Here is a 24,231-nt window from a genome sequence, read left to right on the forward strand (position 1 = left end):
CCGAGCCTGGGCGAGGTGCCGAGTGGTGGGGCAAGAGCGTTTTGCTTACTTTTGCGCTTTTCAAAAGTGAGCCGCTGTAAAAGCGGAACCCATAGCAGCCGTTACCGCAGAAACGGATATGTACTCGATCTGATCCAGAATCCTGGTCGGCCCTGAGGCCGCCATCGGGGGCAAGCCCCCTCCCACATTTGGACCGGGATCGACACAAAATCCTGGTCGGCTCTGAGGCCGCTATCGGGGGCAAGCCCCCTCCCACATTTGGACCGGGATCGACACAAAATCCTGGTCGGTTCTGAGGCCGCTATCGGGGGCAAGCCCCCTCCCACATTTGGACCGGGATCGACACAAAATCCTGGTCGGCCCTGAGGCCGCCATCGGGGGCAAGCCCCCTCCACATTGGATCTGCGGAGGGGTTAATGGACGGTTACAATGGCGCTCCACCAAGGAGCCTTCATGACCGCCCTGCTCACAGACTGGCGCCACCGCCCCACCCATCGCCGTGTCTGGGCCCTCGCCGCGCCGATGATCCTGTCGAATATCTCCGTGCCGCTGGTAGCCCTGGTCGACAGCATGGTCATCGGCCATCTGCCCCACGCCCACCAGTTGGGCGCCGTGGCCGTCGGCGCCAGCCTGTATACCTTCCTCGCCTGGGCCATGGGTTTTCTGCGCATGGGCTCCACCGGCTTTGCCGCCCAGGCTGCCGGGCGCAATGACGGCGCGGCGCTGCGCCAGATCCTGCTGCAAGGCCTGCTGCTGGCGCTGGGGCTGGCGATGCTGCTCGGCACCGTGGGCATTCCGCTCAGCCATCTGGCGCTTGGGTGGATGCAACCGTCCGCCGAACTGAACCAACTGACCCGCGAATTCTTCCACACCCGCCTGTTCGGCCTGCCCGCCGCCCTTGCCGGCTATGCGCTGGTCGGCTGGTTCCTCGGCACCCAGAACGCCCGTGCGCCGTTGGCGATCCTGCTGACCACCAACCTGATCAATATCGCGCTGAACCTGTGGTTCGTCCTCGGTCTGGACTGGGGCGTGGTCGGCTCGGCCCGCGCCTCGGTGATGGCCGAGTGGACCGGCGCCCTGCTCGGCCTGGCCCTCACGCAAAAAGCCCTGCGCGCCTACCCAGGGCAAATCGCCTGGGCCGCGCTGAAACGGTGGCAAAGCTGGCGCCCTTTGCTGGCGGTGAACCGCGATATCTTTATCCGCAGCCTGGCGTTGCAGTCGGTGTTTTTCATGATCACCGTACAGGGCGCGCGGCTGGGGGATGCAACCGTGGCGGCCAATGCGCTGTTGCTCAACGGCCTGCTGCTGACGGCACATGCCCTGGACGGCCTCGCTCACGCTGTCGAGGCCCTGTGCGGCCACGCCATCGGCGCACATGACCGCCAGGCGTTAAGGCGATCATTGGTGGTTGCCTGTGGTTGGTCGCTGATCGCCAGCGTCGGTTTCGCCCTGCTGTTCACGTTTGGCGGCCACCTGTTTATCGCCATGCAGACCGACATCCCAAGCGTGCGCGAAACCGCCGACCGCTACCTGCCCTACCTCGCGGTATTGCCGTTGATTGCGGTGTGGAGTTATTTGCTCGATGGGCTGTTTATCGGCGCCACGCGGGCGCGTGAGATGCGCAATGGGATGTTGCTGACGGTGCTGCTGGTACTGCCGGTCGCCTGGGCGTTGCAGGGGTTGGGGAACCACGGGTTGTGGATCACCTTCCTGTTGTTCATGGCCGTACGCAGCCTGACCCTGTGGGCCATTGCCTGGCGCCTGAATCGGCAAGGACTGTGGCTCGGAGCCAACTGAAAAAATGCAATCCAAATGTGGGAGGGGGCTTGCCCCCGATAGCGGAGTGTCAGGCAACTAATTTGTTGCTGATGTACCGCTATCGGGGGCAAGCCCCCTCCCACATTTTTAGATCTGTATCAGCCCCTATTACGAGGACAGGTAGGAAGATCGCGTCAAGCCCAGACGCAGTGCGTCGAGAAACTGGGTGCGTTCCGACGCACTGATCTTCGCGCTCGCACACTTGTCACGGTAATGCGTCATCAACTCCTCCGGCGACAAGTGCACATAGCGCAGCATGTCTTCGATGGTGTCGTGGGTCTCGATCCCCGCGCTGTACACCGAGCCGTCTTCGCGCTGGTAGATGTTCACCGAGTCAGTGTCGCCAAACAGGTTATGCATGTCGCCGAGGATTTCCTGATAGGCGCCGACCAGGAAGATGCCCAGCAGGTAGTCTTCACCCTCGTTCAGGGCATGCACCGGCAGGCTGGTCTCGATGCTCTGCTCGTCGACGTACTGCTTGATCTTGCCGTCGGAGTCGCAGGTCAGGTCCTGCAGCACGGCGCGGCGCAGCGGTTCTTCGTCGAGGCGATGCAGCGGCAGAATAGGCAGTACCTGGCCGATGGCCCAGGTGTCCGGCAGGCTCTGGAACACCGAGAAATTGCAGATGTACTTGTCGGCCAGCTTGTCGTTGAGCTCGTCCAGCACTTGACGGTGCGAGCGCTGGCGCGCCTTGAGCGAGTTGTGCAGGCGGCGGCACACCGCGAAGTAGCACTGCTCGGCCAGGGCTTTTTCGGCCAGGGTCAGTTTGCCGTCGGCATACTGAGTGGCCACGTCGCTCATGTAGTGAGTGGCGCGCCAGTAGGTTTCGGTGACCATCTCGATATCGGTCGGACCGAGCAGGTCTACCAGCCATTGCACGGTTTCCGGCAGGCTTTCCTTGTTTTCGATGGTCGGGATTTCGTCGTTGTGTTTCTCGACGTCGGTCACCTGCACCACCAGCATGGCGTGGTGAGCGGTCAGCGAACGGCCACTTTCGGAGAAAATGTGCGGGTGCGGCAGGCTCTGCGCGTCGCAGAACTCCTTGAGCATGCCCACCACTACACCGGCGTAGTCGTCCATGTCGTAGTTGATCGAGCTGGCGTTGCGCGAATGGGTACCGTCGTAGTCCACGCCGAGGCCGCCGCCCACGTCAATGTGGTCGACCGGCAGGCCGAGGTTGCGCAGTTCGCCGTAGTAACGAATGGCTTCCTTGAAGCCGTGCTGGTAGTCGGCCAGGTTGGCGATCTGCGAGCCCATGTGGAAGTGCAGCAGGCGGATGCCCTGGTCCAGGCCCGCCGCGCGGAAACGCTCGACCACCGACAGCAACTGCGCCGCCGACAAACCGAACTTGGACTTCTCGCCGCCAGTGTCCGCCCACTTGCTCGAAGCCAGCGACGACAGGCGCACACGCAAGCCCACCTGCGGCTTGACCTTGAGGCTGGCAGCCTCTTCGATCACCAGCCCGACTTCGGATTCTTTCTCGATCACGATAAACACGTTGTGGCCGAGCTTCTGGCCCATCAGCGCCAGGCGGATGAATTCACGGTCCTTGTAACCGTTGCAGACGATGGTGCCGCCCTTCGGCGCCAGGGCCAGCACGGCCAGCAGCTCAGGCTTGGAACCGGCTTCCAGGCCGATGGAAACGTTCTGGGTGGCAATGATGTTCTCGATCACCGCTTCCTGCTGGTTCACCTTGATCGGGTACAGCGCGGTGTATTTACTCTGGTATTCGAGGCGTTCGATATTCGAATCGAAGGCACCGGTGAGCTGGCGTACACGGTCTTGCAGGATATCGGGGAAGCGCACCAGCAGCGGCAACGACAGGCCGCTTTTGCGCAGCGCGTCGACTTGCTCGTACAGATCGACGGGTGTGCTGTTCGGACCGTTCGGACGGACTTCTACGCGACCGGCTTCATTGATCGCGAAATAACCGGCCCCCCAATGGCGAATCCCGTAAACACTGCGGCTGTCCGCAACTGTCCATTGGCTGCCATCGTCTTTGCGTGTGCGTCGTACGGACATCGAAGTCCCCTATAAATGAAGGCGAAGGCGCCACCTCAAGCGGAGGCTGGCGCAGTCTAAAGAATGAAAATGACGATTTGCCTGTAAGGGAGGTAGACCTCGCTCGCAGGACAGAGTTTAGCCACAGGTTGGGAAGAGGCTGTCAGCCGCCGGACTTCTTGGCCTTGTAACCGAGCTTGATCAGCTCGGCCAACAGCAGTTCGACATGCTCGCCCTGGATCTCGATGACCCCGTCTTTCAACGCGCCACCGGTGCCACAGCGCTTTTTCAGCGTGGTGGCCAGTTCCTTGAGCGCCTCTTCAGCCAGGGGCACGCCGGTGATGGTGGTCACCGTCTTGCCGCCACGGCCTTTGCTCTCGCGGCGCACGCGGGCAATGCCGTCGCCTTCGGGGATCAGGGTCTGTTTGCAGGTGCACGAATCCACGGGCTGACGGCAGTCCGGGCAGTGTCGACCTGCATCGGTGGAAAATACCAGGCCACCCAGGGCGGCGAAGGATGCGGCTTTCTTGGCCACCGGCAATCCTCTAGAGGATGAAAAGTGGCGCAGTGTAACGGCAAAAAGCCAAGTTGCTAAGGGCCAAATGGCGCCATTTCATGCAGCTTTAGCGACGCAACGCCAGATAGCGCCGCAGGCCCTCTTGAGCGTCCGGGCAGTAAGGCTTTTGTTGCGCCTCGCTCAGGACCGTTTCGATCGGCAGGAAGCGCGCTTCCATGACTTCTTCGGGCTGCAGGCACAATGGGCCGTCCCATACTGCCGAGTAGGACGTACACCAGAGCCTGCTGTCGCCATCTTCGAAATAGAAATGGTCATGTTCGGTCAACTCCACGCCGCTGACGCCAAGCTCTTCCGCCAGCTCACGGGCCGCCGACTCGGCATAGGTTTCCCCTGCCGCGACCATCCCGCCCGCTGCCGTGTCCCAGAAACCGGGATACAGCGCTTTGCTCAAGGTGCGCCGATGCACACACAGCTCACCTTTTGAATTGAACAGGAAGATAAAGGTGCAACGACCAATAAGCCCGCGGTTGCGCAGGTCGGCCCTTACGAGGGTGCCGAGCAGGTTGTCGTGTTCGTCAACCCACTGGATCAGTTCAGCATCGGAGGCTACCCGGTGGGCGGCCTCCTTTTGAGTAGCGTCCATCATCAACCCTGGTTGAGGAGCTGACGCAAGTCGATCACTGCAGCGTTGGCCCGGGAAATGTAGTTGGCCATCACCAGCGAATGGTTCGCCAGTACACCGAAGCCACTGCCGTTGAGAATCATGGGGCTCCACACCGGTTCCTGCGAGGCTTCCAGCTCACGGATGATCTGGCGCACGCTGACCGTGGCGTTTTTCTTGGCCAATACGTCGGCAAAGTCGACTTCGATGGCGCGCAGCAGATGGGACAAGGCCCACGCCTGGCCACGGGCTTCGTAGAACACGTTGTCGATCTGCATCCATGGGGTTTCCACCACTTCTTCATCGACCTGCGGCACTTCACCCGGCGCCAGCGCTTCGGTTTTCAACGCGGTGTTCAGCTTCACGCGGCCCACACTGGCCGACAGACGCTGCGACAGCGAACCCAGACGGGTGGCGACATCGCCCAGCCAGTTATTCAGGTTGTCGGCACGGGCGTAAAACAGCGCGCCCTTCTGATTCGGGTCGGACAGGCGCGCTTCGTAGCGGCTCAGGGAATTGATGCCTTCCTGGTATTCCGACTCGCTGGACGGCAGCACCCAGCTCTTGTTGTCAAAGTTGAAACGCGGCTCGGCCTTGGCCAGATCGGCGTCTTCAGCCGACTGCGACTGGGAACGGGCGAAATCCTTGCGCAGGGCGCGGGTCAGGTCACGCACCTGCACCAGCACGCCGTATTCCCAGCTCGGCATGTTGTCCATCCACAGGCCCGGCGGGAAACGGTCGTTGGAAATGTAGCCACCGGGCTTGTTCAGCAAAGTGCCGACCACGGTTTTCACGGTTTCGACGGTGGTGTAGCCGATCACCATCTGCTTGCCTTCCTTCTCGGCGGCAAGCTGGGCGTTTTGCTGGACCGGGAACAACGCCGGCTCCTGGCTCCAATACCAACCCAGGCCACCGGTGACCAGCAGGTACAAGCAGATCACGCTGAGCAAGGCGCGGCTCATCAGCAGGTTGCGAACGTAGCTGCGGTTGGATGACTTGGGCTCAGGGGCGGGGCCTTTGGCACTGCCTTCACGGTTTTTCCAGTCCAGCATGGCGATATCCTTTCAATCACTTGAGTTCATGCACATCAATTGTCCGGGTGCGGTCAAACACTCCGACCACAACCCTACCCCATCGTGCCCATCGGCGCGGCGCTTTTAAAGCAAACTGGCGCATACCCCAGGTTGGACTATAAAGGATGCACGCTTTTTACACAGCGCGACCATGAGGTCAAAAAATGAATACCAAAGACACCTACTTAATTGACGTATGACACTCATACAATAGAAAAGAGGTGCTAGCATAGGGCCACTAGTCGACCTCAGCATGCACCCTCACAGTAGTCAGGATATGACCGAGTCAGAAGACCCCAGCCGCGAGCGTCTCAAGCAGCATTTTGCCCAGCGGGTAATTCATCAGGCACGTCAAATTCTTGAGATCTGGCAGCGCCTGCAGCGAAGCGAATGGTCGAACGCCGATTTTTCCGAGCTCAGCGAAGCCAATGTGCGCCTGCTGCGCTTTGCCGAGCGTTTTGAACAGCCCGAACACCGCCAACTGGCCCAGCACATTGGCGAGTCCCTCAAAGCCGTGGACGAAAACCGCGGCCGCCTGAGCAGCCAACTGATCACCGAGCTCAACCGCTTGATGCAGCGCCTGTCGCGCACCGGGCTGCGCCAGGGTGATCAGTTTGAGCAAACCCAGCTGCCGCCGATGCGCAAGCCGATCTATGTGATGCTGGCCGACCACGACCGTGCCGAACGCCTGGCCAGGCAGTTGGAATTCTTTGGCATGAGCGCCCAATCCCTGGACAGCGTCGCGGCGTTTCGCGCCACGATGGCCGAGCGCCTGCCGTCGGCCATCGTGATGGACGTGGATTTCTGCGGCACAGGACTTGGGCTGAAACTGGCCGCCGAGGCCCAGCAAGGCCTGGAGCAAAAGCTGCCGCTGCTGTTTTTCAGCCTGAATGAAACCGACACGCCGACACGCCTGGCCGCCGTGCGCGCCGGCGGCGAAGAATTCCTCACCGGTACGCTGGAGGCCTCAAGCCTGCTGGAAAAGATCGAAGTGCTGACCTGCGTCGCCCAATATGAGCCGTATAAAGTGCTGATCATTGACGACTCCCGGGCCCAGGCGTTGCACACCGAGCGCCTGCTCAACAGCGCCGGCATCGTCACCCGCACCTTGATCGAGCCGATCCAGGCCATGGCTGAACTCGCGGACTTCCAGCCCGACCTGATCATCCTCGACATGTACATGCCCGCCTGCACCGGCACCGAGCTGGCCAAGGTGATCCGCCACAACGACCGCTATGTCAGCGTGCCGATCATCTACCTGTCAGCCGAGGACGACCTGGACAAACAGCTCGATGCGATGAGCGAAGGCGGCGACGACTTCCTGACCAAACCGATCAAGCCGCGCCACCTGATCACCACCGTGCGCAACCGCGCGGCGCGTGCGCGCAACTTGAAGGCGCGGATGGTGCGCGACAGCCTGACCGGGCTGTACAACCACACGCATATCCTGCAATTGCTCGAAGACTGCAGCTTCCGCGCACGCCGCGAAAACAAGCCGCTGAGCTTTGCCATGCTGGATATCGATCACTTCAAGCGGGTCAATGACAGCCACGGTCACCCCATGGGCGATCGCGTCATCAAGAGCCTGGCGTTGTTTCTCAAGCAGCGTCTGCGCAAGACCGACTACATCGGCCGCTATGGCGGCGAAGAATTCGCCATCGTGATGCCCGACACCGACCTTGAATCGGCCTGCAAAGTGCTGGACGACATTCGTGGGCGCTTTGCGGAAATCCACTACCCGGCCCAGCCTCAGGATTTATGGTGCACCTTCAGCGCCGGGCTGGTGGAACTGTGCGACGACTCCGACAGCCTGATGATGGCCGCCCAGGCCGACGAGGCGCTGTACCGTGCCAAGCATGCGGGACGCAACCGCGTACAGGCGGCCCGCCCGTCAAAGCAAAGTGCCATCTTTTCACCGGAATTCGCTAAGTCGGTCATAACTTTGTAATGGAAACGCAATAACTTCAGGCACTTATCTTTTGCTGTCGGTTGAAACCACGCATGCGCCTGAAGCTGCTGACCAATCTCAATACCCTTCTGCTGGTTGCCGTGTGCCTGGCGCTTGGGGCGACGCTGTGGTGGTCGCAACGGGCGCTGGAACGCCCGTATCTGTTGATGGAGCGCTATCTGGGGCTGTCCCAGGCCTTCGAGAACCAGGCCGCTCGCAATATCGACGACTACCTGGCCAGCGGCGATGCCCTGCGCTTGAGCAGCGCAGCTCAAAGCCTGGAAAGCCTGTTGCAGCAGCTCGACTCACTGCCGCCCGAGTTGGCGCAAAGCCTGCGCCCCAGCCTCGCGGACCTGGATGCCTTCAGCAAGACCGACCTGCTTGCCGCCGGTAAACTGGCCGGCGACCCGCAAGCGCTGCTGCTGCAAGCCGAACGCGAACTGGGGGCGAACCTGGAGCAACTGAGCCAGTACGCCGGCGCCGTCACTTCCGCGGACGCGGCGCGCTACCTGCCGCCGCTGCTGGCCGCCTCGCAACACCTGGGCAAGCTGTCCCTGGCCCGCGACAAACTGGTCAGCAGCGGGCGTGCCGAGCTGGCCGATGATGTCGAGCGTGAAATCGCCAGCATCCGTGGCCAGGCCGACCTGTTGGCACAGCTGCCGTTACTCGGCGTAAAGGCCAGCGCCGAATCCAGCACCGACGACTTTTCCGCCTTGATGGGCCTGGAAAACACTGAAAAAACCGAAGCCCAGGACACCGGCGTTGACCTCAAGCGTGAACTCAACGGTCTGCTGACCCGCTACCCCGCCGAACTCAAGCGCACCCGCGAACAGATCCAGCAACGCGCCGACCTCGCCGCCGCCACGCACACCAGGATCACCGGCGTGCGCCAGGCCATCGCCGGCCTGGAGCCGGTGGTGCGCGCGCAACATGCACAGATCCAGGGCGAAGTGCGCCTGATACAAGGGCTGATGATCGGCCTGATCCTGCTGATCGCCCTGTTGATTGACACCCTGCAGCGTCGCCTGGCGCGGGTCCTGACCGCCCTCGCCCCGGCGCTGTCCACCTGGGCCGAAGGCAACTTCAGCCAGCCGATCGCCTTGGGCAGGACCAACCGCGAACTGCGCGATATCGAAGCTTCGCTTAACCGCCTGCGCGCTTATCTGGTGGACCTCGTCGGCACGATTCGCGGCAATGCCGAAGAAGTTGCCGGCACCAGCCGCGCCCTTGCCGAACTGAGCAGCGGCCTGCACGACGGCGCTGAACGCCAGGCCGGGGATACCGCGCAGATCCGTGATTCCCTGGGCGAACTGGAAGCGACCATCCAGCAAGTGGCGGGCGATGCCAGCCAGGCCGCCGGCGCCAGTCGCAGCGCAGGCACAGCCGTGGAACAAGGCCAGCGGGTGATCGGCCTGAGCCTGACCGGCTTGCACGCTCTGGTGGGTGAAGTGCAGCAAAACGCGCAGATGATCGAGAAACTGGCCGAAGAATCCGCCACCATCGGCGGCGTGCTCACGGTGATCCGCTCGATCGCCGAGCAGACCAACCTGCTGGCGCTCAATGCGGCCATCGAGGCTGCCCGCGCCGGTGAAGCCGGGCGGGGGTTTGCCGTGGTCGCCGATGAGGTGCGTACCCTGGCCCAACGCACCGCAGGCGCCACCGCTGAAATCCAGGGCTTGATCAGCAGCCTGCAGACCGCCGCCCACCAATCGGTGCAAGGCATGCGTGCACAGGTCGAACACGCCGAAGCCACCGCCGAGCAAGCCCAGGCCGCCGATGGCGCGCTGGACGAAATCGTCGGGGCGATCCAGACCATTTCCGAGACCGCCGTGCGCATCGCTGATGTGACGGCGCAGCAAAGCGGGGCCGTGAGTGAGATTCGCGATAACAGCGAACGCATTCACCAGTTGGGCGAGGATAACCTGCTGCGTATCGGCCAGGGGCGCAGCCAGGGCGAACACCTGCTGGTGCTGGGTGGGCAGCTCAACACGGCGGTCCAGGCCTTCCGCGTCTGACCCGATCTCCCAGCCTGCGCAGATCAAAATGTGGGAGGGGGCTTGCCCCCGATTGCAGTGTGCCAGTCTCAGTATCTGTAACTGATAGATCGCTATCGGGGGCAAGCCCCCTCCCACATTTGATCTCCATGGTCTTCAAGGATGTATTACCCATGACCAGATCTCAGGCCACAGTCACAAATTTCGCGCTATCCTCGCTAATCGTGCTGGCTACTGCATAGAACTGGACAGTCACAAAGGCTTTGCGGCATAGTCGCCGGGTTCTGCGCTACCCCAATCAATAACAAGGAACAGCCGATGGCGACCTTACTGGTTCTTCACGGACCCAACCTGAACCTGCTCGGCACCCGTGAACCGGGCGTCTACGGGGCGGTGACGCTGGAGCAGATCAACCTTGATCTGGAACAGCGGGCCCGTGTTGCCGGCCACCATTTGCTCTACCTGCAAAGCAATGCCGAGTATGAATTGATTGATCGCATCCACGCCGCGCGCGGCGAAGGCGTGGACTTTATTCTGATCAATCCCGCCGCTTTCACGCATACAAGCGTTGCATTACGTGACGCGCTGCTGGCGGTGAGCATCCCATTCATCGAAGTGCATTTATCGAACGTGCACAAACGCGAAGCTTTCCGCCATCACTCTTACTTCTCCGACGTAGCGGTAGGAGTGATCTGCGGCCTTGGCGCCAGCGGTTACCGACTGGCCCTGGAGGCCGCCCTGGAACACGTTGAAGAACAGGCTAAACGCCCCTGACCGACCCTTGGGAGTTGATGATTCATGGATATCCGTAAAGTTAAGAAACTGATCGAACTGCTGGAAGAATCCGGTATCGACGAGCTGGAAATCAAGGAAGGCGAAGAGTCCGTACGGATCAGCCGTCACAGCAAGACCCCGGCTCAACAGTTCTACGCGCCACAGATGCAGGCACCGGCGCCAGCCGCTGCCGCACCAGCCGCCGCTCCAGCCGCAGCGCCCGCTGCCCCAGCCGCACCAGCGCTGAACGGTTTCGTGGTCAAGTCGCCAATGGTCGGTACCTTCTACCGCACCCCGGCACCGACCTCGCCGGCCTTCGTTGAAGTGGGCAAGACCGTGAAAGTGGGCGACACCATCTGCATCGTTGAAGCGATGAAGATGATGAACCACATCACCGCTGAAAAAGCCGGCGTCATTGAATCCATCCTGGTAGAAAACGGTCAGCCGGTTGAGTACGACCAGCCGCTGTTCACCATCGTTTGAACCGCGGAGCGCCTTCGATGTTGAAACCTGCGAAGAAACTGCAAAAAGTCCTGATCGCCAACCGCGGCGAGATCGCGCTGCGTATCCTGCGCGCCTGTAAGGAAGAGGGCATCAAGACCGTCGCTGTTTACTCGACGGCCGATACCGAACTGATGCACGTGAAACTGGCGGACGAAAGCATCTGCATCGGCCCGCCACTGGCCACGAACTCGTACCTGAAAGTCTCGAACATCATCGCCGCCGCTGAAGTGACCGGCGCTGATGGCATCCACCCGGGCTACGGCTTCCTCGCGGAAAACGCCGATTTCGCCGAACAGGTGGAAAAATCCGGGTTTGCCTTCATCGGCCCGAAAGCTGAAACCATTCGCCTGATGGGCGACAAGGTCTCGGCCAAGGACGCCATGATCGCAGCCGGCGTGCCAACCGTTCCAGGTTCCGACGGCCCGCTGCCTGAAGACGAGGAAACCGCGCTGCGCATTGGTCGCGAAGTCGGCTACCCGGTGATCATCAAGGCCGCCGGTGGCGGTGGTGGTCGCGGCATGCGCGTGGTGCACAAGGAAGAAGACCTGATCGAAGCCGCCAAGCAGACCCGTTCCGAAGCGGGCGCCTGGTTCGGCAACCCGATGGTCTACCTGGAGAAGTACCTGACCAACCCGCGTCACGTGGAAGTGCAGGTACTGTCCGACGGCCAGGGCCACGCCATCCACCTGGGCGACCGCGATTGCTCGCTGCAACGCCGTCACCAGAAAGTATTGGAAGAAGCCCCGGCACCGGGCCTGGACGAGAAGGCCCGCGAGGAAGTCCTCGCGCGCTGCGTCAAGGCGTGCATCGACATCAATTACCGTGGCGCCGGGACCTTCGAGTTCCTCTACGAGAACGGTCGTTTCTACTTCATCGAGATGAACACTCGCGTGCAGGTAGAGCACCCAGTATCGGAGATGGTCACCGGTATCGACATCGTCAAGGAGATGCTCAGCATTGCCGCCGGCAACAAGCTGTCCTTCACCCAGGACGACGTGAAGATCCACGGCCACTCGCTGGAATGCCGGATCAACGCCGAAGACCCGCAAACCTTTATGCCGAGCCCAGGCCTGGTCAAGCATTTCCACGCGCCCGGCGGCAACGGCGTACGTGTGGACTCGCACCTGTACAGCGGCTACAAGGTTCCGTCCAACTACGACTCGCTGATCGGCAAGCTGATCACCTGGGGCGCCACCCGCGACGAGGCCATGGCCCGCATGCGCAACGCCCTGGACGAAATCGTGGTCGACGGCATCAAGACCAACATCCCGCTGCATCGGGACCTGGTTCGCGATGAAGGCTTCTGCGAAGGCGGTGTGAACATTCACTACCTGGAACACAAGCTGGCCAACCAGTAAGTGCTCCACCAACAAAGCCGCCTTCGGGCGGCTTTGTTGTTTGTGGGCCCAACTTTCAGGCCATGCACAGTACAAATGTGGGAGGGGGCTTGCCCCCGATAGCGGTGGATCAGTTACAGATATTGAGACTGACACACTGCAATCGGGGGCAAGCCCCCTCCCACATTTGGTCCGCATTCATTCAGTAATGTCGTCTTCTGCCGTGCGCTCGCGTAAACTTGCGCCCTTTCGCAGCCCCTCCCCGCTGCACACTCATTCTTTCAAAGGTGCCCGCCATGCCTTGGCTGCAAGTCCGTCTCGCCATCAGCCCGGAACAAGCCGAAACCTACGAAGACGCTTTCCTCGAAGTCGGCGCCGTGTCGGTGACTTTCATGGACGCCGAAGACCAGCCGATCTTCGAACCGGAACTCAACACCACCCCACTGTGGTCCCACACCCATCTGCTGGCCCTGTTCGAAGACGGCACCGATGCCGCCAGCGTCCTGGCCCATATGGAATTGCTGACCGGCGCCCCGCTGCCCGAGCATCACAGCGAAGTGATCGAAGACCAGGACTGGGAACGCAGCTGGATGGATAACTTCCAGCCCATGCGCTTCGGTCAGCGCCTATGGATCGTACCGAGCTGGCACGCCGCACCCGAGCCGGAGGCCGTCAACCTGCTGCTGGACCCGGGGCTGGCGTTCGGCACCGGCACCCACCCCACCACCGCGCTGTGCCTGGAATGGCTGGACGGCCAGGACCTGACCGACTGCAACGTGCTCGACTTCGGCTGCGGTTCGGGGATCCTGGCCATCGCCGCCCTGCTGCTGGGCGCCAAAGAGGCCGTAGGCACGGATATCGACGTGCAAGCGCTGGAAGCGTCCCGCGATAACGCCGGGCGCAATCACATTCCTGAAGGCAAATTCCCACTCTATCTGCCTGAGGACCTGCCCCAGGTACAGGCCGATGTATTGGTCGCCAATATCCTCGCCGGGCCGCTGGTGTCGCTGGCACCGCAACTGTCGAGCCTGGTCAGGCCGGGCGGGCGCCTGGCGCTGTCGGGCATCCTCGCCGAGCAGGGAGAAGAGGTCGCTGCCGCCTACGCCAGGGATTTCGAACTGGACCCCATCGCCAACCGTGACGGTTGGGTACGCATCAGTGGGCGTCGGCGCTAGAATGAGCGCTTGTCTGAATCGGATGGCCGCATGACCGACAGTTTCGTCACCCAGTGCCCGCATTGCCAGTCGCGCTTTCGCGTCAACCACGCTCAGTTGAACGTGGCCCGCGGCGTGGTGCGCTGCGGCTCGTGCCTGCAAGTGTTCAACGCCGCTCGCCAGTTGCTGGAGCAACGGGCGCAAATGCAACCTGAACAGACACCTGCGCTTGAGCCTGCGCCCGAGGCCCCACGCGCCATGAGCCAGAAGCAGTGGACGGCCGAAGAACTGGACCTGGACAACCTGGACCTGGACGAAGAACTGGCCAAGCTCGAGCGTCGCGAGATTCAGCACACCCAGCCCGTCGGCGCCGAACGCCGCCAGCCGGGGGCCGACCGTCGGCACAAGGACGACGCCCTCAGCGCCAGCCGCGATACGGTCAAGGCCGAGGAAGAAAAATGGGCCGCCAGTCTGTTCAGCGAGCCGCCGCAGGAGCGCGACCTGCCCGCCGAAGCGGAACCTGCGTTGAGCGCACGCACTGAACCGTCCATGTCCTTTCACACCGACGATATCGACGACGAGCCGCCACTGCGCGAGGCCCCGCACGACGACGACGACGATGATCCGGACCCACCGTTCACGCCCTTGACCCCGGCGGCGAACGCAGTCGACGAGCGTGCGCAATCGCGGCGCAAGCGAGTGCGCGCCGACTCCAGCGCCCACGACGACCTTTTCCAGGAACTGGAAGACGATCCGCTGCACCTGTATGCGCACAAGCGCCCGGCAGGCTGGGGTCGCCGCCTGACCTGGATAGTGCTGGTACTGCTCGCCACCGCCGGCCTGGCAGGCCAGTACATCGCTTACCAATTCGACGAACTGGCCCGCCAGGACGCCTACCGCCCGTGGTTCCAGCAACTGTGCCCGACACTGGGCTGCACCGTGCCATCGCGGGTCGACATCGCTCATATCAAGAGCAGCAACCTGGTGGTGCGCAGCCACCCGGAGTTCGCCGGCGCCCTGGTGGTGGATGCGATCATCTACAACCGCGCCACCTTCTCCCAGCCCTTCCCGCTGCTGGAGCTGCGTTTTGCCGACCTGAACGGCGGCCTGATCGCCAGTCGACGCTTCAAGCCCGCCGAATACCTCAGTGGCGAATTGGCCGGGGTCAGCGAAATGCCGTCGCAGGTACCGATCCACATCTCCCTGGACATCCTTGACCCAGGCAACAAAGCCGTGAATTACAGCCTGAGCTTCCATTCGCCCGAATGAGGCCACGCCGCAACCCTGGTTTGACGGCGGATTATTGACTGCGCAGGCGTCAACCAAACCGATGGCGATAAAAAAATAACTGTTCAGATTTTATCCAATTCAGCCTTTAACCAGTCATCGAGAGCGGGTATCATGCCAACCCTTTTTCGAACTCTAATGATCCGGCCCCACAACAGGGAAGTCCTATGTCGGCGGTACGCATCGGTCCATATACAGTGCACAACGGCTTGATCCTCGCCCCGATGGCGGGCGTCACCGACCAGCCCTTTCGTCAGCTGTGCAAACGTTTGGGCGCGGGTCTAGTAGTCTCTGAAATGGTCACCAGCGACATGAGCTTGTGGAACACCCGCAAATCGCGGATGCGCATGATCCACCAGGGTGATCCCGAGCCGCGCTCGGTACAGATCGCCGGGGGTGATGCGCAGATGCTGGCGGATGCGGCCAGGGCCAATGTGGAGCTGGGCGCGCAGATCATTGATATCAACATGGGTTGTCCGGCCAAGAAGGTCTGCAACAAGGCCGCCGGTTCCGCCCTGTTGAAAGATGAACAGTTGGTTGCCGAGATCCTGCAGGCCGTTGTCGCCGCAGTCGATGTGCCGGTGACCCTGAAGATTCGTACCGGTTGGGACCGGGACAACAAGAATGGCCTGACGGTGGCGAAGATCGCCGAACAGGCGGGTATTGCAGCGCTGGCGGTGCATGGCCGCACCCGCGCCGATCTTTATACCGGGGAAGCCGAGTACGACACCATTGCCGCGATCAAGCAGGCGGTGTCGATGCCGGTGTTTGCCAATGGCGATATCGATTCAGCCGAGAAAGCCCGGCGCGTGCTGCACGCCACCGGTGCCGACGGTTTGTTGATCGGTCGGGCCGCCCAGGGGCGGCCATGGATTTTCCGTGAAATCGAGCATTTCCTGCGTACCGGCGAACTGTTGCCGGCACCGGAACTGACCGAGGTGGAACGTATTCTGCTGGAGCATCTGGCCGCCCTGCATGCCTTCTATGGGGATGTGATGGGCGTACGCATTGCTCGCAAGCATGTCGGCTGGTACCTCGCCACCTTGCCGGGCGCCAAGGAATTTCGCGCTCAGTTCAACCGTTTGGATGAAACGCAGGCACAGGTCGCCACCGTTCGTGAATTCTTCGCCGAACGTGACAAGAGCCTGGGAACAGGGGATGGAGAGGGGGTGGCCGCATGACGATGATGACCGAGACTTTAGTGAGTGGAACAGCACCCGTGAGCGACAACGTCAATTTGAAACAGCACCTCAACACGCCGAGCGAAGAAGGCCAGACCCTTCGCGGGAGTGTCGAGAAGGCGCTGCACAATTATTTCGCCCACCTCGAGGGTGCTTCCGTCACGGACGTGTACAACCTGGTGCTCTCCGAAGTCGAGGCGCCCTTGCTCGAAAGCGTGATGAACTACGTCAAGGGCAACCAGACCAAAGCCAGTGAGCTGCTGGGCCTCAATCGTGGCACCTTGCGCAAAAAGCTCAAGCAGTACGATTTGCTGTAAGCATTCAATCAAACCAGAAAGGCGCCCGCGTAAAACCGGTCGCCTTTTTTGCTGACTCCTTTGCTTTTGATGGAAATTGAGATGACCGACCAGACTACCCGCCTGCCGATCCGCCGCGCCTTGATCAGTGTTTCCGACAAGACCGGGATCCTCGAATTTGCCCGGGAGCTGGAAGCCCTGGGCGTGGAAATCCTCTCCACGGGCGGGACCTTCAAACTGCTGCAGGACAATGGCGTGGCCGCAGTGGAAGTCGCGGACTACACCGGTTTCGCGGAAATGATGGACGGTCGGGTCAAGACCCTGCACCCGAAAATTCACGGCGGCATCCTCGGCCGTCGCGGCATTGATGACGCCATCATGAACGAGCACGGCATCAAGCCGATCGACCTGGTGGCCGTCAACCTTTACCCGTTCGAAGCCACCATCAACAAGCCGGGCTGCGACCTGCCGACCGCCATCGAAAACATCGATATCGGCGGCCCGACCATGGTGCGCTCGGCGGCCAAGAACCACAAAGACGTGGCCATCGTGGTCAATGCCGGCGACTACGCCCAAGTGCTGGAAAGCCTGAAAGCCGGTGGCCTGACCTACGCCCAGCGTTTCGACCTGATGCTCAAGGCGTTCGAACATACCGCCGCCTACGACGGCATGATCGCCAACTACATGGGCACCGTTAACCAGGCGGCCGAGACCTTGAGCACAGAAGGCCGCAGCCAGTTCCCGCGCACCTTCAACAGCCAGTTCATCAAGGCCCAGGAAATGCGCTACGGCGAGAACCCGCACCAGAGCGCGGCGTTCTACGTGGAGGCAAACCCGGCCGAAGTCGGCATCGCTACCGCGACCCAACTGCAAGGCAAGGAGCTGTCCTACAACAACGTGGCCGACACCGACGCCGCGCTGGAATGCGTGAAGAGCTTCGTCAAGCCGGCCTGCGTGATCGTCAAGCACGCCAACCCGTGCGGCGTGGCCGTGAGCCCGGACGCTGAAGGCGGGATCCGCCAGGCCTACGAACTGGCCTACGCCACCGATACCGAGTCGGCGTTCGGCGGCATCATTGCCTTCAACCGTGAACTGGATGCCGAGACCGCCAAGGCCATCGTCGAGCGTCAGTTCGTCGAAGTGATCATCGCACCAGGCGTCAGCGAGGAGGCCCGCGCCATCGTCGCGGCCAAGGCCAATGTGCGTCTGCTGGCCTGCGGTGAATGGTCGGCTGACCGCGCCGCTGCCTGGGACTACAAGCGCGTCAATGGCGGCCTGCTGGTACAGAGCCGCGACATCGGCATGATCGGCAGCGACGACCTTACAGTTGTGACCAAACGCGCGCCGACCGAGCAAGAGATCAACGACCTGATCTTCGCCTGGAAAGTGGCCAAGTACGTCAAATCCAACGCCATCGTCTACGCCAAGAACCGCCAGACCATCGGTGTCGGCGCCGGCCAGATGAGCCGCGTGAACTCGGCGCGGATCGCCGCGATCAAGGCTGAACACGCCGGCTTGCAGGTGGTGGGTTCGGTGATGGCCTCCGATGCATTCTTCCCGTTCCGCGATGGCCTGGACAACGCCGCGAAAGCCGGCGTAACCGCCGTGATCCAGCCGGGTGGTTCGATGCGTGATGCTGAAGTCATCGCCGCCGCTGATGAAGCCGGCATTGCGATGGTCTTCACCGGCATGCGCCATTTCCGCCACTGATCCAAATGTGGGAGGGGGCTTGCCCCCGATGACAGTGTGTCAGTCAACTGATCCCTGTCTGACGCACCGCAATCGGGGGCAAGCCCCCTCCCACATAAAGCGTTCTTGCGACGCCTACAGAATTTGAGGTTTTTGAAATGAATGTTTTGATCATTGGCAGCGGTGGCCGTGAACACGCCCTGGCCTGGAAAGTTGCCCAGGATCCACGTGTCCAGAAAGTCTTCGTTGCGCCCGGCAACGCCGGTACCGCCACAGAAGCCAAGTGCGAAAACGTCGCCATCGACGTACTGGCGCTCGAGCAGTTGGCCGATTTCGCCGAAAAGAATGTCTCCCTGACCATCGTCGGCCCGGAAGTGCCGCTGGTGGCTGGCGTTGTCGACCTGTTCCGCAGCCGTGGCCTGGACTGCTTCGGCCCGACCGCTGGCGCCGCCCAGCTGGAAGGCTCCAAGGCGTTCACCAAGGACTTCCTGGCGCGCCACAAGATTCCGACCGCCGATTACCAGAACTTCACCGAGATCGAACCGGCCCTGGCCTACCTGCGGGAAAAAGGCGCGCCGATCGTGATCAAGGCCGACGGCCTGGCCGCCGGCAAAGGTGTGATCGTCGCCATGACCCTGCAGGAAGCCGAGGATGCCGTGCGCGACATGCTCGCCGGCAATGCCTTTGGTGACGCCGGTTCGCGCGTGGTGATCGAGGAGTTCCTCGACGGCGAAGAAGCCAGCTTCATCGTAATGGTCGACGGCAAGAACGTACTGCCGATGGCCACCAGCCAGGACCACAAGCGCGTCGGCAACGGCGACAGCGGCCCGAACACCGGCGGCATGGGCGCCTATTCCCCGGCGCCGGTGGTTACCGCCCAGGTGCACCAGCGCGTAATGGACCTGGTGATCTGGCCGACCGTGCGCGGCATGGCCGACGAAGGCAACGTCTACACCGGTTTCCTCTATGCCGGCCTGATGATCGACAAAGCCGGCAACCCGAAAGTCATCGAGTTCAACTGCCGCTTTGGCGACCCGGAAACCCAACCGGTGATGCTGCGCCTGCAGTCGAGCCTGGTGCTGCTGGTGGAAGCCGCGCTGGCCCAGGCCCTGGACAAGGTCGAAGCGCAGTGGGACCCACGCCCGAGCGTCGGTATCGTGCTCGCGGCCGGCGGTTACCCTGCCGATTACGCCAAGGGCGATGTGATTGAAGGCCTGGATGCGGCGGCTGCGCTGGAAGGCAAGGTGTTTCATGCCGGCACTGCGCTGAAGGACGGCAAGGTCGTCACCGCCGGTGGCCGCGTGCTGTGCGCCACCGCGATGGGCGCCAGTGTCGACGCCGCGCAGCAACAGGCGTACAAGCTGGCCGCGAAAATCGACTGGAAAGGCTGCTTTTACCGCACCGACATCGGTTACCGGGCCATTGCCCGTGAACGCGGCGAGAGCAACTGAGTAGCTATCCGTTCGGGTAGGTAAGGGCCTCTGGCCCTTGCCGTACTCATGCCGCCCCGCGCATAGTTAACCCGTGCATTCACCTACGAAGGGATTTCGCCGTGCGCTGGCTCAGGATCGCCTTAGGTTTTACCGTCAGTCTGCTGACCCTGCTCTGCCTGGTCCCGGCTCAAGCCGCGGCACAAGGCAGTGGTTGGGCAGTCTTGCTCGATGATCAGGCCGACCTGCAACTGAGCGACATTCGATCCTCGCGCTACACCAATCAATTCAGCCCCATCGAACTGGACCGGATTACCGCCGCGCCGCCGGACGGTGCGTTGTGGGTACGCTTCAAGCTGCAACCCGGCAAACATGAACAAGTGCTGCGCGTGTTCGCCCCGGACCTGTCGAACCTGAGCCTGTATGTGCTGGACGGCGATACGCTGGTGGAACAGCAAAGCACCGGCACGCGCCAGCCCCAGGCCGAACGCCCGCTGCCCAGCAGTGACTTCATGCTGCCGATGCCCCAGAGCCAGCGCCCGCTCGAGGTTTACCTGCGCCTGGTGTCGGAACACGAGCTACGCCCTTTTATCACCCTGGAGCCCGCCGTACTGGCCGCCGCCAACCAGAACCAGACACTGGTCTACGGCTTGCTGTTCGGCGTGCTGCTGATGCTGATCCTGCATAACCTCACGCGCTTCGCTTATCACCGCTCGCGCAGCAGCCTGTGGCTGGCCGCGTGTGAATGCCTGCTGATGCTCAGCCTGGCGCTGTTGCTCAACGTGGTGGGGCCGTGGCTGCCCAACTGGCACGCGATCCAGACCCCCGGCGCGTACCTCGCGCTGCTGCTGACCGCGCCGTGCGGGCTGATGTTTGCCTATCGCTTCTTCATGCCCCTGGGCCCGCACGCGCTGAACAAACTGTTGATGGCCGACATATTGTTGATCGTGCTGTGCGGTCTGCTGCTGTTATTCGTCAACACCCTGCCGCTGAACATCATCACCTATGCCCTGGTGGCGCTGGCCGGCCTGAGCATGCTGTTTGTCTCGGCCTATCACTGGCAGCAGGGCTATCGCCCGGCGCGCCTGTTCGTGGCGGGGATGGTGGTGTTCAACATCGGCACGCTGATCATTCTTCCCGCCCTGCTCGGCCTCACGCTGGTGGCGCCCCAAGGCCTGATCGTCACCCTGCTGAGTTTTATCTGCATCAGCGGCCTGTTGATGAGCCTGGCCCTGGGCGAGCGCCAGCGCGCCATTGTTGAAACGCGCTTCAGCCTCAGCCGCGACCTGGCCGCCAGCAACGCCGAAATCGCGGCCAAGGCCGAGTTCCTGGCAAAGATCAGCCACGAAATCCGCACCCCCATGAACGGCGTGCTGGGCATGACCGAATTGCTGCTGGGCACGCCGTTGTCGGTGAAGCAACGCGACTATGTGCAGACCATCCATAGCGCCGGTAACGAGTTGCTCACGCTGATCAATGAAATCCTCGACATCTCCAAGCTCGAATCGGGACAGATCGAACTCGATGATGTGCAGTTCGACCTCAACGCGCTGATCGATGACTGCCTGAGCATCTTCCGCGCCAAGGCCGAGCAGCAGAATGTCGAGCTGATCAGCTTCATCCAGCCCCAGGTGCCGCGCGTGATCAGCGGTGACCCGACACGCCTGCGCCAGGCGTTGCTGAGCCTGCTGGAAAACGCCCTGCAAAAAACCGACGAGGGCGAAGTGCTGATCGTCGTTGCCCTCGACGAGCGCAGCCCCAAGCCGCGCCTGCGCATTGCGGTGCAAGACAGCGGCGTGCCGATGGAAGCCGCCGAGCGCGACGCCCTGTTGCACAGCGAACTGCACAGCAAGAACTTCCTCTCCGCGACACGCTTGAGCGGCCACCTGGGCCTGGTGATCGCACGCCAGTTGATCCTGTTGATGAACGGCGAATTCGGCGTCAAGAGCGGCAGCCACCAAGGCAGCACCCTGTGGCTGACCCTGCCGCTGGACCCGGAACGCCTGGAGCACCCGACCTCCGATCTCGACGGCCCGCTCAAGGACGCACGCGTGCTGGTGGTGGACGACAACGACACCTGCCGCAAGGTGCTGCTGCAGCAATGCTCTGCCTGGGGCCTGAACGTCAGCGCCGTGGCTTCCGGCAAAGAAGCCCTGGCCCTGCTGCGCACCAAGGCGCACCTGCGCGATTACTTCGATGTGGTGCTGCTGGACCAGAACATGCCCGGCATGACCGGCATGCAACTGGCGGCCAAGATCAAGGAAGACCCGAGCCTGAACCACGATATCCTGCTGATCATGCTCACCGGCATCAGCAACGCGCCGAGCAAGATCATTGCGCGCAACTGCGGGATCAAACGCATCCTCGCCAAACCGGTGGCCGGCTACACGCTCAAGACCACCCTGGCCGACGAACTGACCCAGCGCAGCAAAGGCGCGGCCCTGCCTCGCCCCGCTCCCGCCACGCCGGCAGCCATTACCGTGCCCAGCGACTTCCGCATCCTCGTGGCCGAGGACAACAGCATTTCCACCAAAGTGATACGCGGCATGCTTGGCAAGCTCAACCTCAACCCGGACACCGCCAGCAACGGCGAAGAAGCGCTGGAAGCGATGAAAGCCCAGCGCTATGACCTGGTGTTGATGGACTGTGAAATGCCGGTCCTCGATGGTTTCTCCGCCACCCAGCAACTACGCGCGTGGGAAGTCAGCCACCAGCGTGTACGCACGCCGGTGGTGGCGCTCACGGCGCACATTCTCTCGGAACATAAAGAGCGCGCGCGCCAGGCCGGGATGGACGGGCATATGGCCAAGCCGGTGGAGCTGTCGCAGTTGCGCGAGCTGGTGGATTATTGGGTTGTGCAGCGCCAGCAACGCCCGGAGCACGCGCCCTCATAACTTAAATGCCATCAAGTGGTATGGGCAATCAAATGTGGGAGGGGGCTTGCCCCCGATTGCGGAGTGTCAGCAGATACATCTGTGGCTGACCCACCGCTATCGGGGGCAAGCCCCCTCCCACATTTGATCTCTTGCGCCTGATAGACTCCTCCACACTTCCACCGCCCGCGAGCCGCCCCCATGCTCCACGTGTTATTCAGCGTTTACCTGAAGATGCTGGTGCTCTACAGCCCGTTCTTCGTGCTGTCCTGCTTCATCAGCCTGACCCGCGGCTATTCCAGCAGGGAGCGGCGGCGCCTGGCCTGGAAAGTGGCGTTGGCGACGCTGGTGTCGAGCGTGCTGCTGTACCTGTTCGGCCGGGTGATTTTCAGTGTGTTCGGCATCACCGTGGACGCGTTCCGCATCGGCGCCGGCAGCGTGCTGTTTATCTCCGCGCTGGGCATGGCCCAGGGCAAATCGGCGGTGCAGACCGATAACGTGCAGCAGGACGTGACCATCGTACCGTTGACCATCCCGCTCACGGTCGGCCCCGGCACCATCGGTGCGTTGCTGGTAATGGGGGTGAGCCAGCCTCACTGGGATGACAAACTCACCGCCATCCTCAGCATCGCCCTGGCCAGTCTCACCGTGGGCGTGGTGCTGTACCTGTCCAATCGGATCGAACGCATTCTTGGCGACCAGGGCTTGCAGATTGTCAGCCGGTTGATGGGCCTGTTCGTGTGCGCCCTGGCCGCGCAGATTATCTTTACCGGGGTCCGTGGCTATCTGGTGACCTAGATCCGGTATTTGGCAATGGCCGACTGCACTTTGTCGCCCGCACTGTCGCGCATCAGTTGAACAGTCTTTTCGTTGACCACCGAGGTATTGAGCACCAGGCAGGTCTGCCCGCTGAAGGCCTCGAACGATGAGCTGTCCCATTCAAGGAACGGCAAACCCACCTGCTTGCTCACGCCGTGGCTGCTGTAGGTCACCAATACCATCATCACTTCGCCATTGGTTTCAGCGCAGGAGGCCACGCCGAAGTCACCGCCCTCGTGCACGCTGCTGTTGCGCTTGAACAAATCGAAAGATGCCGGCAGTTGCTTCAACGCCTCCAGCGCATCGGCGGCCAGTTTCGGCAGCAGGCTGAGCAGCGGCCCCGACAACGACATCGAGGCGAGCAGCGCGCCGATGATGTTCAGCGCCGCCAGTTGCACCGTCAGCCCCTTGCCGGCGCGTGAGACGCGCTCGAAGCTGCTGCGCACCGGCAGCCAGCCGAGACTGACCATCACCTTGATAAATTCGTCGTACCAGACCTCGGTGCCCCGATGCACCTTCAATACATCGCTCACGTAACTGCTGGCCAGCAGGTAGCTTTTACGGATGTACTCGCGGTTAAGCCCGGACAGCCCCTCGGCAAAAGAAATCACACCGTTGTTGACCACTGCCGCGTTGCAGTCATCTTCGGTGTCCAGCGCTAACGTCGCGGGCGCGCCAGGCGCACCCGGTAACTTGTAAGCGGCAATCAGCTTGCGCCGTTTTGTACTGTTGATCCTTCTATGATGTCGCTCCATTTTCAATTCTCCACGTACACCCCGACTCGGGGCTTGTAACCACACTAGTCCAGTCACCGACAGGCTTTCCAGGCGACAAACATCCCTTGGCGCGGCTCGGCAAAACGCGCCGGCCAGCAA

Annotated in this window: 19 protein-coding genes; 14 read left to right on the top strand and 5 right to left on the bottom strand. The window is 62.0% G+C overall.

What is annotated here, in order from left to right:
* The first annotated feature begins 453 nt into the window (after positions 1 to 453).
* Entirely contained in the window at positions 454 to 1,797 is a 1,344-nt protein-coding gene (locus TU82_RS15790) for an MATE family efflux transporter (protein ID WP_057724108.1), read from the top strand.
* A 129-nt stretch (positions 1,798 to 1,926) separates the two neighbouring features.
* Here TU82_RS15790 and speA read toward each other — a convergent pair whose 3' ends face one another.
* The 4 genes from speA to TU82_RS15810 all read right to left on the bottom strand — a co-directional run bounded on the left by speA (position 1,927) and on the right by TU82_RS15810 (position 6,049).
* A complete protein-coding gene (gene speA / locus TU82_RS15795; RefSeq protein ID WP_057724110.1) occupies positions 1,927 to 3,840 on the bottom strand; it encodes an arginine decarboxylase in 1,914 nt (637 codons plus the stop codon).
* 142 nt (positions 3,841 to 3,982) lie between these two features.
* A complete protein-coding gene (locus tag TU82_RS15800) occupies positions 3,983 to 4,354 on the bottom strand; it encodes a translation initiation factor Sui1 (RefSeq protein ID WP_057724111.1) in 372 nt (123 codons plus the stop codon).
* Between the two features lie 88 nt (positions 4,355 to 4,442).
* Positions 4,443 to 4,979: an NUDIX hydrolase gene (locus tag TU82_RS15805; RefSeq protein WP_057724113.1), complete on the bottom strand. Its 537-nt coding sequence runs from the start codon at positions 4,977 to 4,979 to the stop codon at positions 4,443 to 4,445.
* Positions 4,980 to 4,981: 2 nt separating this feature from the next.
* On the bottom strand, positions 4,982 to 6,049 hold the full coding sequence (locus TU82_RS15810; protein WP_057724115.1) for a DUF2333 family protein: 1,068 nt from the start codon (positions 6,047 to 6,049) through the stop codon (positions 4,982 to 4,984).
* 298 nt (positions 6,050 to 6,347) lie between these two features.
* Between TU82_RS15810 and TU82_RS15815 the strand changes: the two genes are divergently transcribed.
* The 13 genes from TU82_RS15815 to TU82_RS15875 all read left to right on the top strand — a co-directional run bounded on the left by TU82_RS15815 (position 6,348) and on the right by TU82_RS15875 (position 23,335).
* A complete protein-coding gene (locus tag TU82_RS15815; RefSeq protein ID WP_057724116.1) occupies positions 6,348 to 8,018 on the top strand; it encodes a response regulator in 1,671 nt (556 codons plus the stop codon).
* A gap of 53 nt (positions 8,019 to 8,071) precedes the next feature.
* The gene (locus TU82_RS15820) at positions 8,072 to 10,033 is read left to right on the top strand and encodes a methyl-accepting chemotaxis protein (protein ID WP_057724118.1); all 1,962 of its coding nucleotides are present in this window, start codon (positions 8,072 to 8,074) and stop codon (positions 10,031 to 10,033) included.
* Between the two features lie 297 nt (positions 10,034 to 10,330).
* A complete protein-coding gene (gene aroQ / locus TU82_RS15825; RefSeq protein ID WP_057724120.1) occupies positions 10,331 to 10,786 on the top strand; it encodes a type II 3-dehydroquinate dehydratase in 456 nt (151 codons plus the stop codon).
* 24 nt (positions 10,787 to 10,810) lie between these two features.
* On the top strand, positions 10,811 to 11,269 hold the full coding sequence (gene accB, locus TU82_RS15830) for an acetyl-CoA carboxylase biotin carboxyl carrier protein (protein ID WP_057724122.1): 459 nt from the start codon (positions 10,811 to 10,813) through the stop codon (positions 11,267 to 11,269).
* A gap of 17 nt (positions 11,270 to 11,286) precedes the next feature.
* Positions 11,287 to 12,648 (top strand): acetyl-CoA carboxylase biotin carboxylase subunit, encoded by a 1,362-nt coding sequence (gene accC / locus TU82_RS15835; protein WP_057724124.1) that lies wholly within the window; start codon positions 11,287 to 11,289, stop codon positions 12,646 to 12,648.
* 275 nt (positions 12,649 to 12,923) lie between these two features.
* A complete protein-coding gene (gene prmA, locus TU82_RS15840) occupies positions 12,924 to 13,802 on the top strand; it encodes a 50S ribosomal protein L11 methyltransferase (protein WP_057724126.1) in 879 nt (292 codons plus the stop codon).
* A 30-nt stretch (positions 13,803 to 13,832) separates the two neighbouring features.
* Positions 13,833 to 15,050 (top strand): DUF3426 domain-containing protein, encoded by a 1,218-nt coding sequence (locus tag TU82_RS15845; protein WP_057724128.1) that lies wholly within the window; start codon positions 13,833 to 13,835, stop codon positions 15,048 to 15,050.
* Positions 15,051 to 15,235: 185 nt separating this feature from the next.
* Positions 15,236 to 16,249 (top strand): tRNA dihydrouridine synthase DusB, encoded by a 1,014-nt coding sequence (gene dusB, locus TU82_RS15850; RefSeq protein ID WP_057724130.1) that lies wholly within the window; start codon positions 15,236 to 15,238, stop codon positions 16,247 to 16,249.
* On the top strand, positions 16,246 to 16,566 hold the full coding sequence (gene fis / locus TU82_RS15855) for a DNA-binding transcriptional regulator Fis (protein WP_003221275.1): 321 nt from the start codon (positions 16,246 to 16,248) through the stop codon (positions 16,564 to 16,566). The genes dusB and fis overlap by 4 nt, the downstream gene beginning before the upstream one ends.
* Before the next feature lie 81 nt (positions 16,567 to 16,647).
* On the top strand, positions 16,648 to 18,255 hold the full coding sequence (gene purH, locus TU82_RS15860) for a bifunctional phosphoribosylaminoimidazolecarboxamide formyltransferase/IMP cyclohydrolase (protein ID WP_057724132.1): 1,608 nt from the start codon (positions 16,648 to 16,650) through the stop codon (positions 18,253 to 18,255).
* Positions 18,256 to 18,392: 137 nt separating this feature from the next.
* Complete coding sequence (purD, locus tag TU82_RS15865; RefSeq protein WP_057724134.1) at positions 18,393 to 19,685, top strand: phosphoribosylamine--glycine ligase; 1,293 nt, start codon at positions 18,393 to 18,395, stop codon at positions 19,683 to 19,685.
* A gap of 101 nt (positions 19,686 to 19,786) precedes the next feature.
* Positions 19,787 to 22,558 carry a hybrid sensor histidine kinase/response regulator gene (locus TU82_RS15870; RefSeq protein ID WP_057724135.1) on the top strand — a complete coding sequence of 924 codons (2,772 nt, stop codon included), beginning with the start codon at positions 19,787 to 19,789 and terminating at the stop codon, positions 22,556 to 22,558.
* A 180-nt stretch (positions 22,559 to 22,738) separates the two neighbouring features.
* On the top strand, positions 22,739 to 23,335 hold the full coding sequence (locus TU82_RS15875) for a MarC family protein (RefSeq protein WP_057724137.1): 597 nt from the start codon (positions 22,739 to 22,741) through the stop codon (positions 23,333 to 23,335).
* On the opposite strand, the gene TU82_RS15880 is transcribed toward TU82_RS15875, so the two are convergent.
* The gene (locus tag TU82_RS15880; protein WP_057724139.1) at positions 23,332 to 24,111 is read right to left on the bottom strand and encodes a hypothetical protein; all 780 of its coding nucleotides are present in this window, start codon (positions 24,109 to 24,111) and stop codon (positions 23,332 to 23,334) included. The genes TU82_RS15875 and TU82_RS15880 overlap by 4 nt on opposite strands.
* Positions 24,112 to 24,231: the final 120 nt, after the last annotated feature.

It is taken from the genome of Pseudomonas orientalis, from assembly GCF_001439815.1.
Taxonomy (GTDB): domain Bacteria; phylum Pseudomonadota; class Gammaproteobacteria; order Pseudomonadales; family Pseudomonadaceae; genus Aquipseudomonas; species Aquipseudomonas orientalis.

Excerpts from the sequence above, each read along its gene's own strand:
- TU82_RS15790 (WP_057724108.1), top strand. The coding sequence starts at position 454 with ATGACCGCCCTGCTCACAGACTGGCGCCACCGCCCCACCCATCGCCGT.
- speA (WP_057724110.1), bottom strand. The coding sequence starts at position 3,840 with ATGTCCGTACGACGCACACGCAAAGACGATGGCAGCCAATGGACAGTT.
- TU82_RS15805 (WP_057724113.1), bottom strand. The coding sequence starts at position 4,979 with ATGGACGCTACTCAAAAGGAGGCCGCCCACCGGGTAGCCTCCGATGCT.
- TU82_RS15810 (WP_057724115.1), bottom strand. The coding sequence starts at position 6,049 with ATGCTGGACTGGAAAAACCGTGAAGGCAGTGCCAAAGGCCCCGCCCCT.
- TU82_RS15815 (WP_057724116.1), top strand. The coding sequence starts at position 6,348 with ATGACCGAGTCAGAAGACCCCAGCCGCGAGCGTCTCAAGCAGCATTTT.
- TU82_RS15820 (WP_057724118.1), top strand. The coding sequence starts at position 8,072 with ATGCGCCTGAAGCTGCTGACCAATCTCAATACCCTTCTGCTGGTTGCC.
- aroQ (WP_057724120.1), top strand. The coding sequence starts at position 10,331 with ATGGCGACCTTACTGGTTCTTCACGGACCCAACCTGAACCTGCTCGGC.
- accB (WP_057724122.1), top strand. The coding sequence starts at position 10,811 with ATGGATATCCGTAAAGTTAAGAAACTGATCGAACTGCTGGAAGAATCC.
- accC (WP_057724124.1), top strand. The coding sequence starts at position 11,287 with ATGTTGAAACCTGCGAAGAAACTGCAAAAAGTCCTGATCGCCAACCGC.
- prmA (WP_057724126.1), top strand. The coding sequence starts at position 12,924 with ATGCCTTGGCTGCAAGTCCGTCTCGCCATCAGCCCGGAACAAGCCGAA.
- TU82_RS15845 (WP_057724128.1), top strand. The coding sequence starts at position 13,833 with ATGACCGACAGTTTCGTCACCCAGTGCCCGCATTGCCAGTCGCGCTTT.
- dusB (WP_057724130.1), top strand. The coding sequence starts at position 15,236 with ATGTCGGCGGTACGCATCGGTCCATATACAGTGCACAACGGCTTGATC.
- fis (WP_003221275.1), top strand. The coding sequence starts at position 16,246 with ATGACGATGATGACCGAGACTTTAGTGAGTGGAACAGCACCCGTGAGC.
- purH (WP_057724132.1), top strand. The coding sequence starts at position 16,648 with ATGACCGACCAGACTACCCGCCTGCCGATCCGCCGCGCCTTGATCAGT.
- purD (WP_057724134.1), top strand. The coding sequence starts at position 18,393 with ATGAATGTTTTGATCATTGGCAGCGGTGGCCGTGAACACGCCCTGGCC.
- TU82_RS15875 (WP_057724137.1), top strand. The coding sequence starts at position 22,739 with ATGCTCCACGTGTTATTCAGCGTTTACCTGAAGATGCTGGTGCTCTAC.
- TU82_RS15880 (WP_057724139.1), bottom strand. The coding sequence starts at position 24,111 with ATGGAGCGACATCATAGAAGGATCAACAGTACAAAACGGCGCAAGCTG.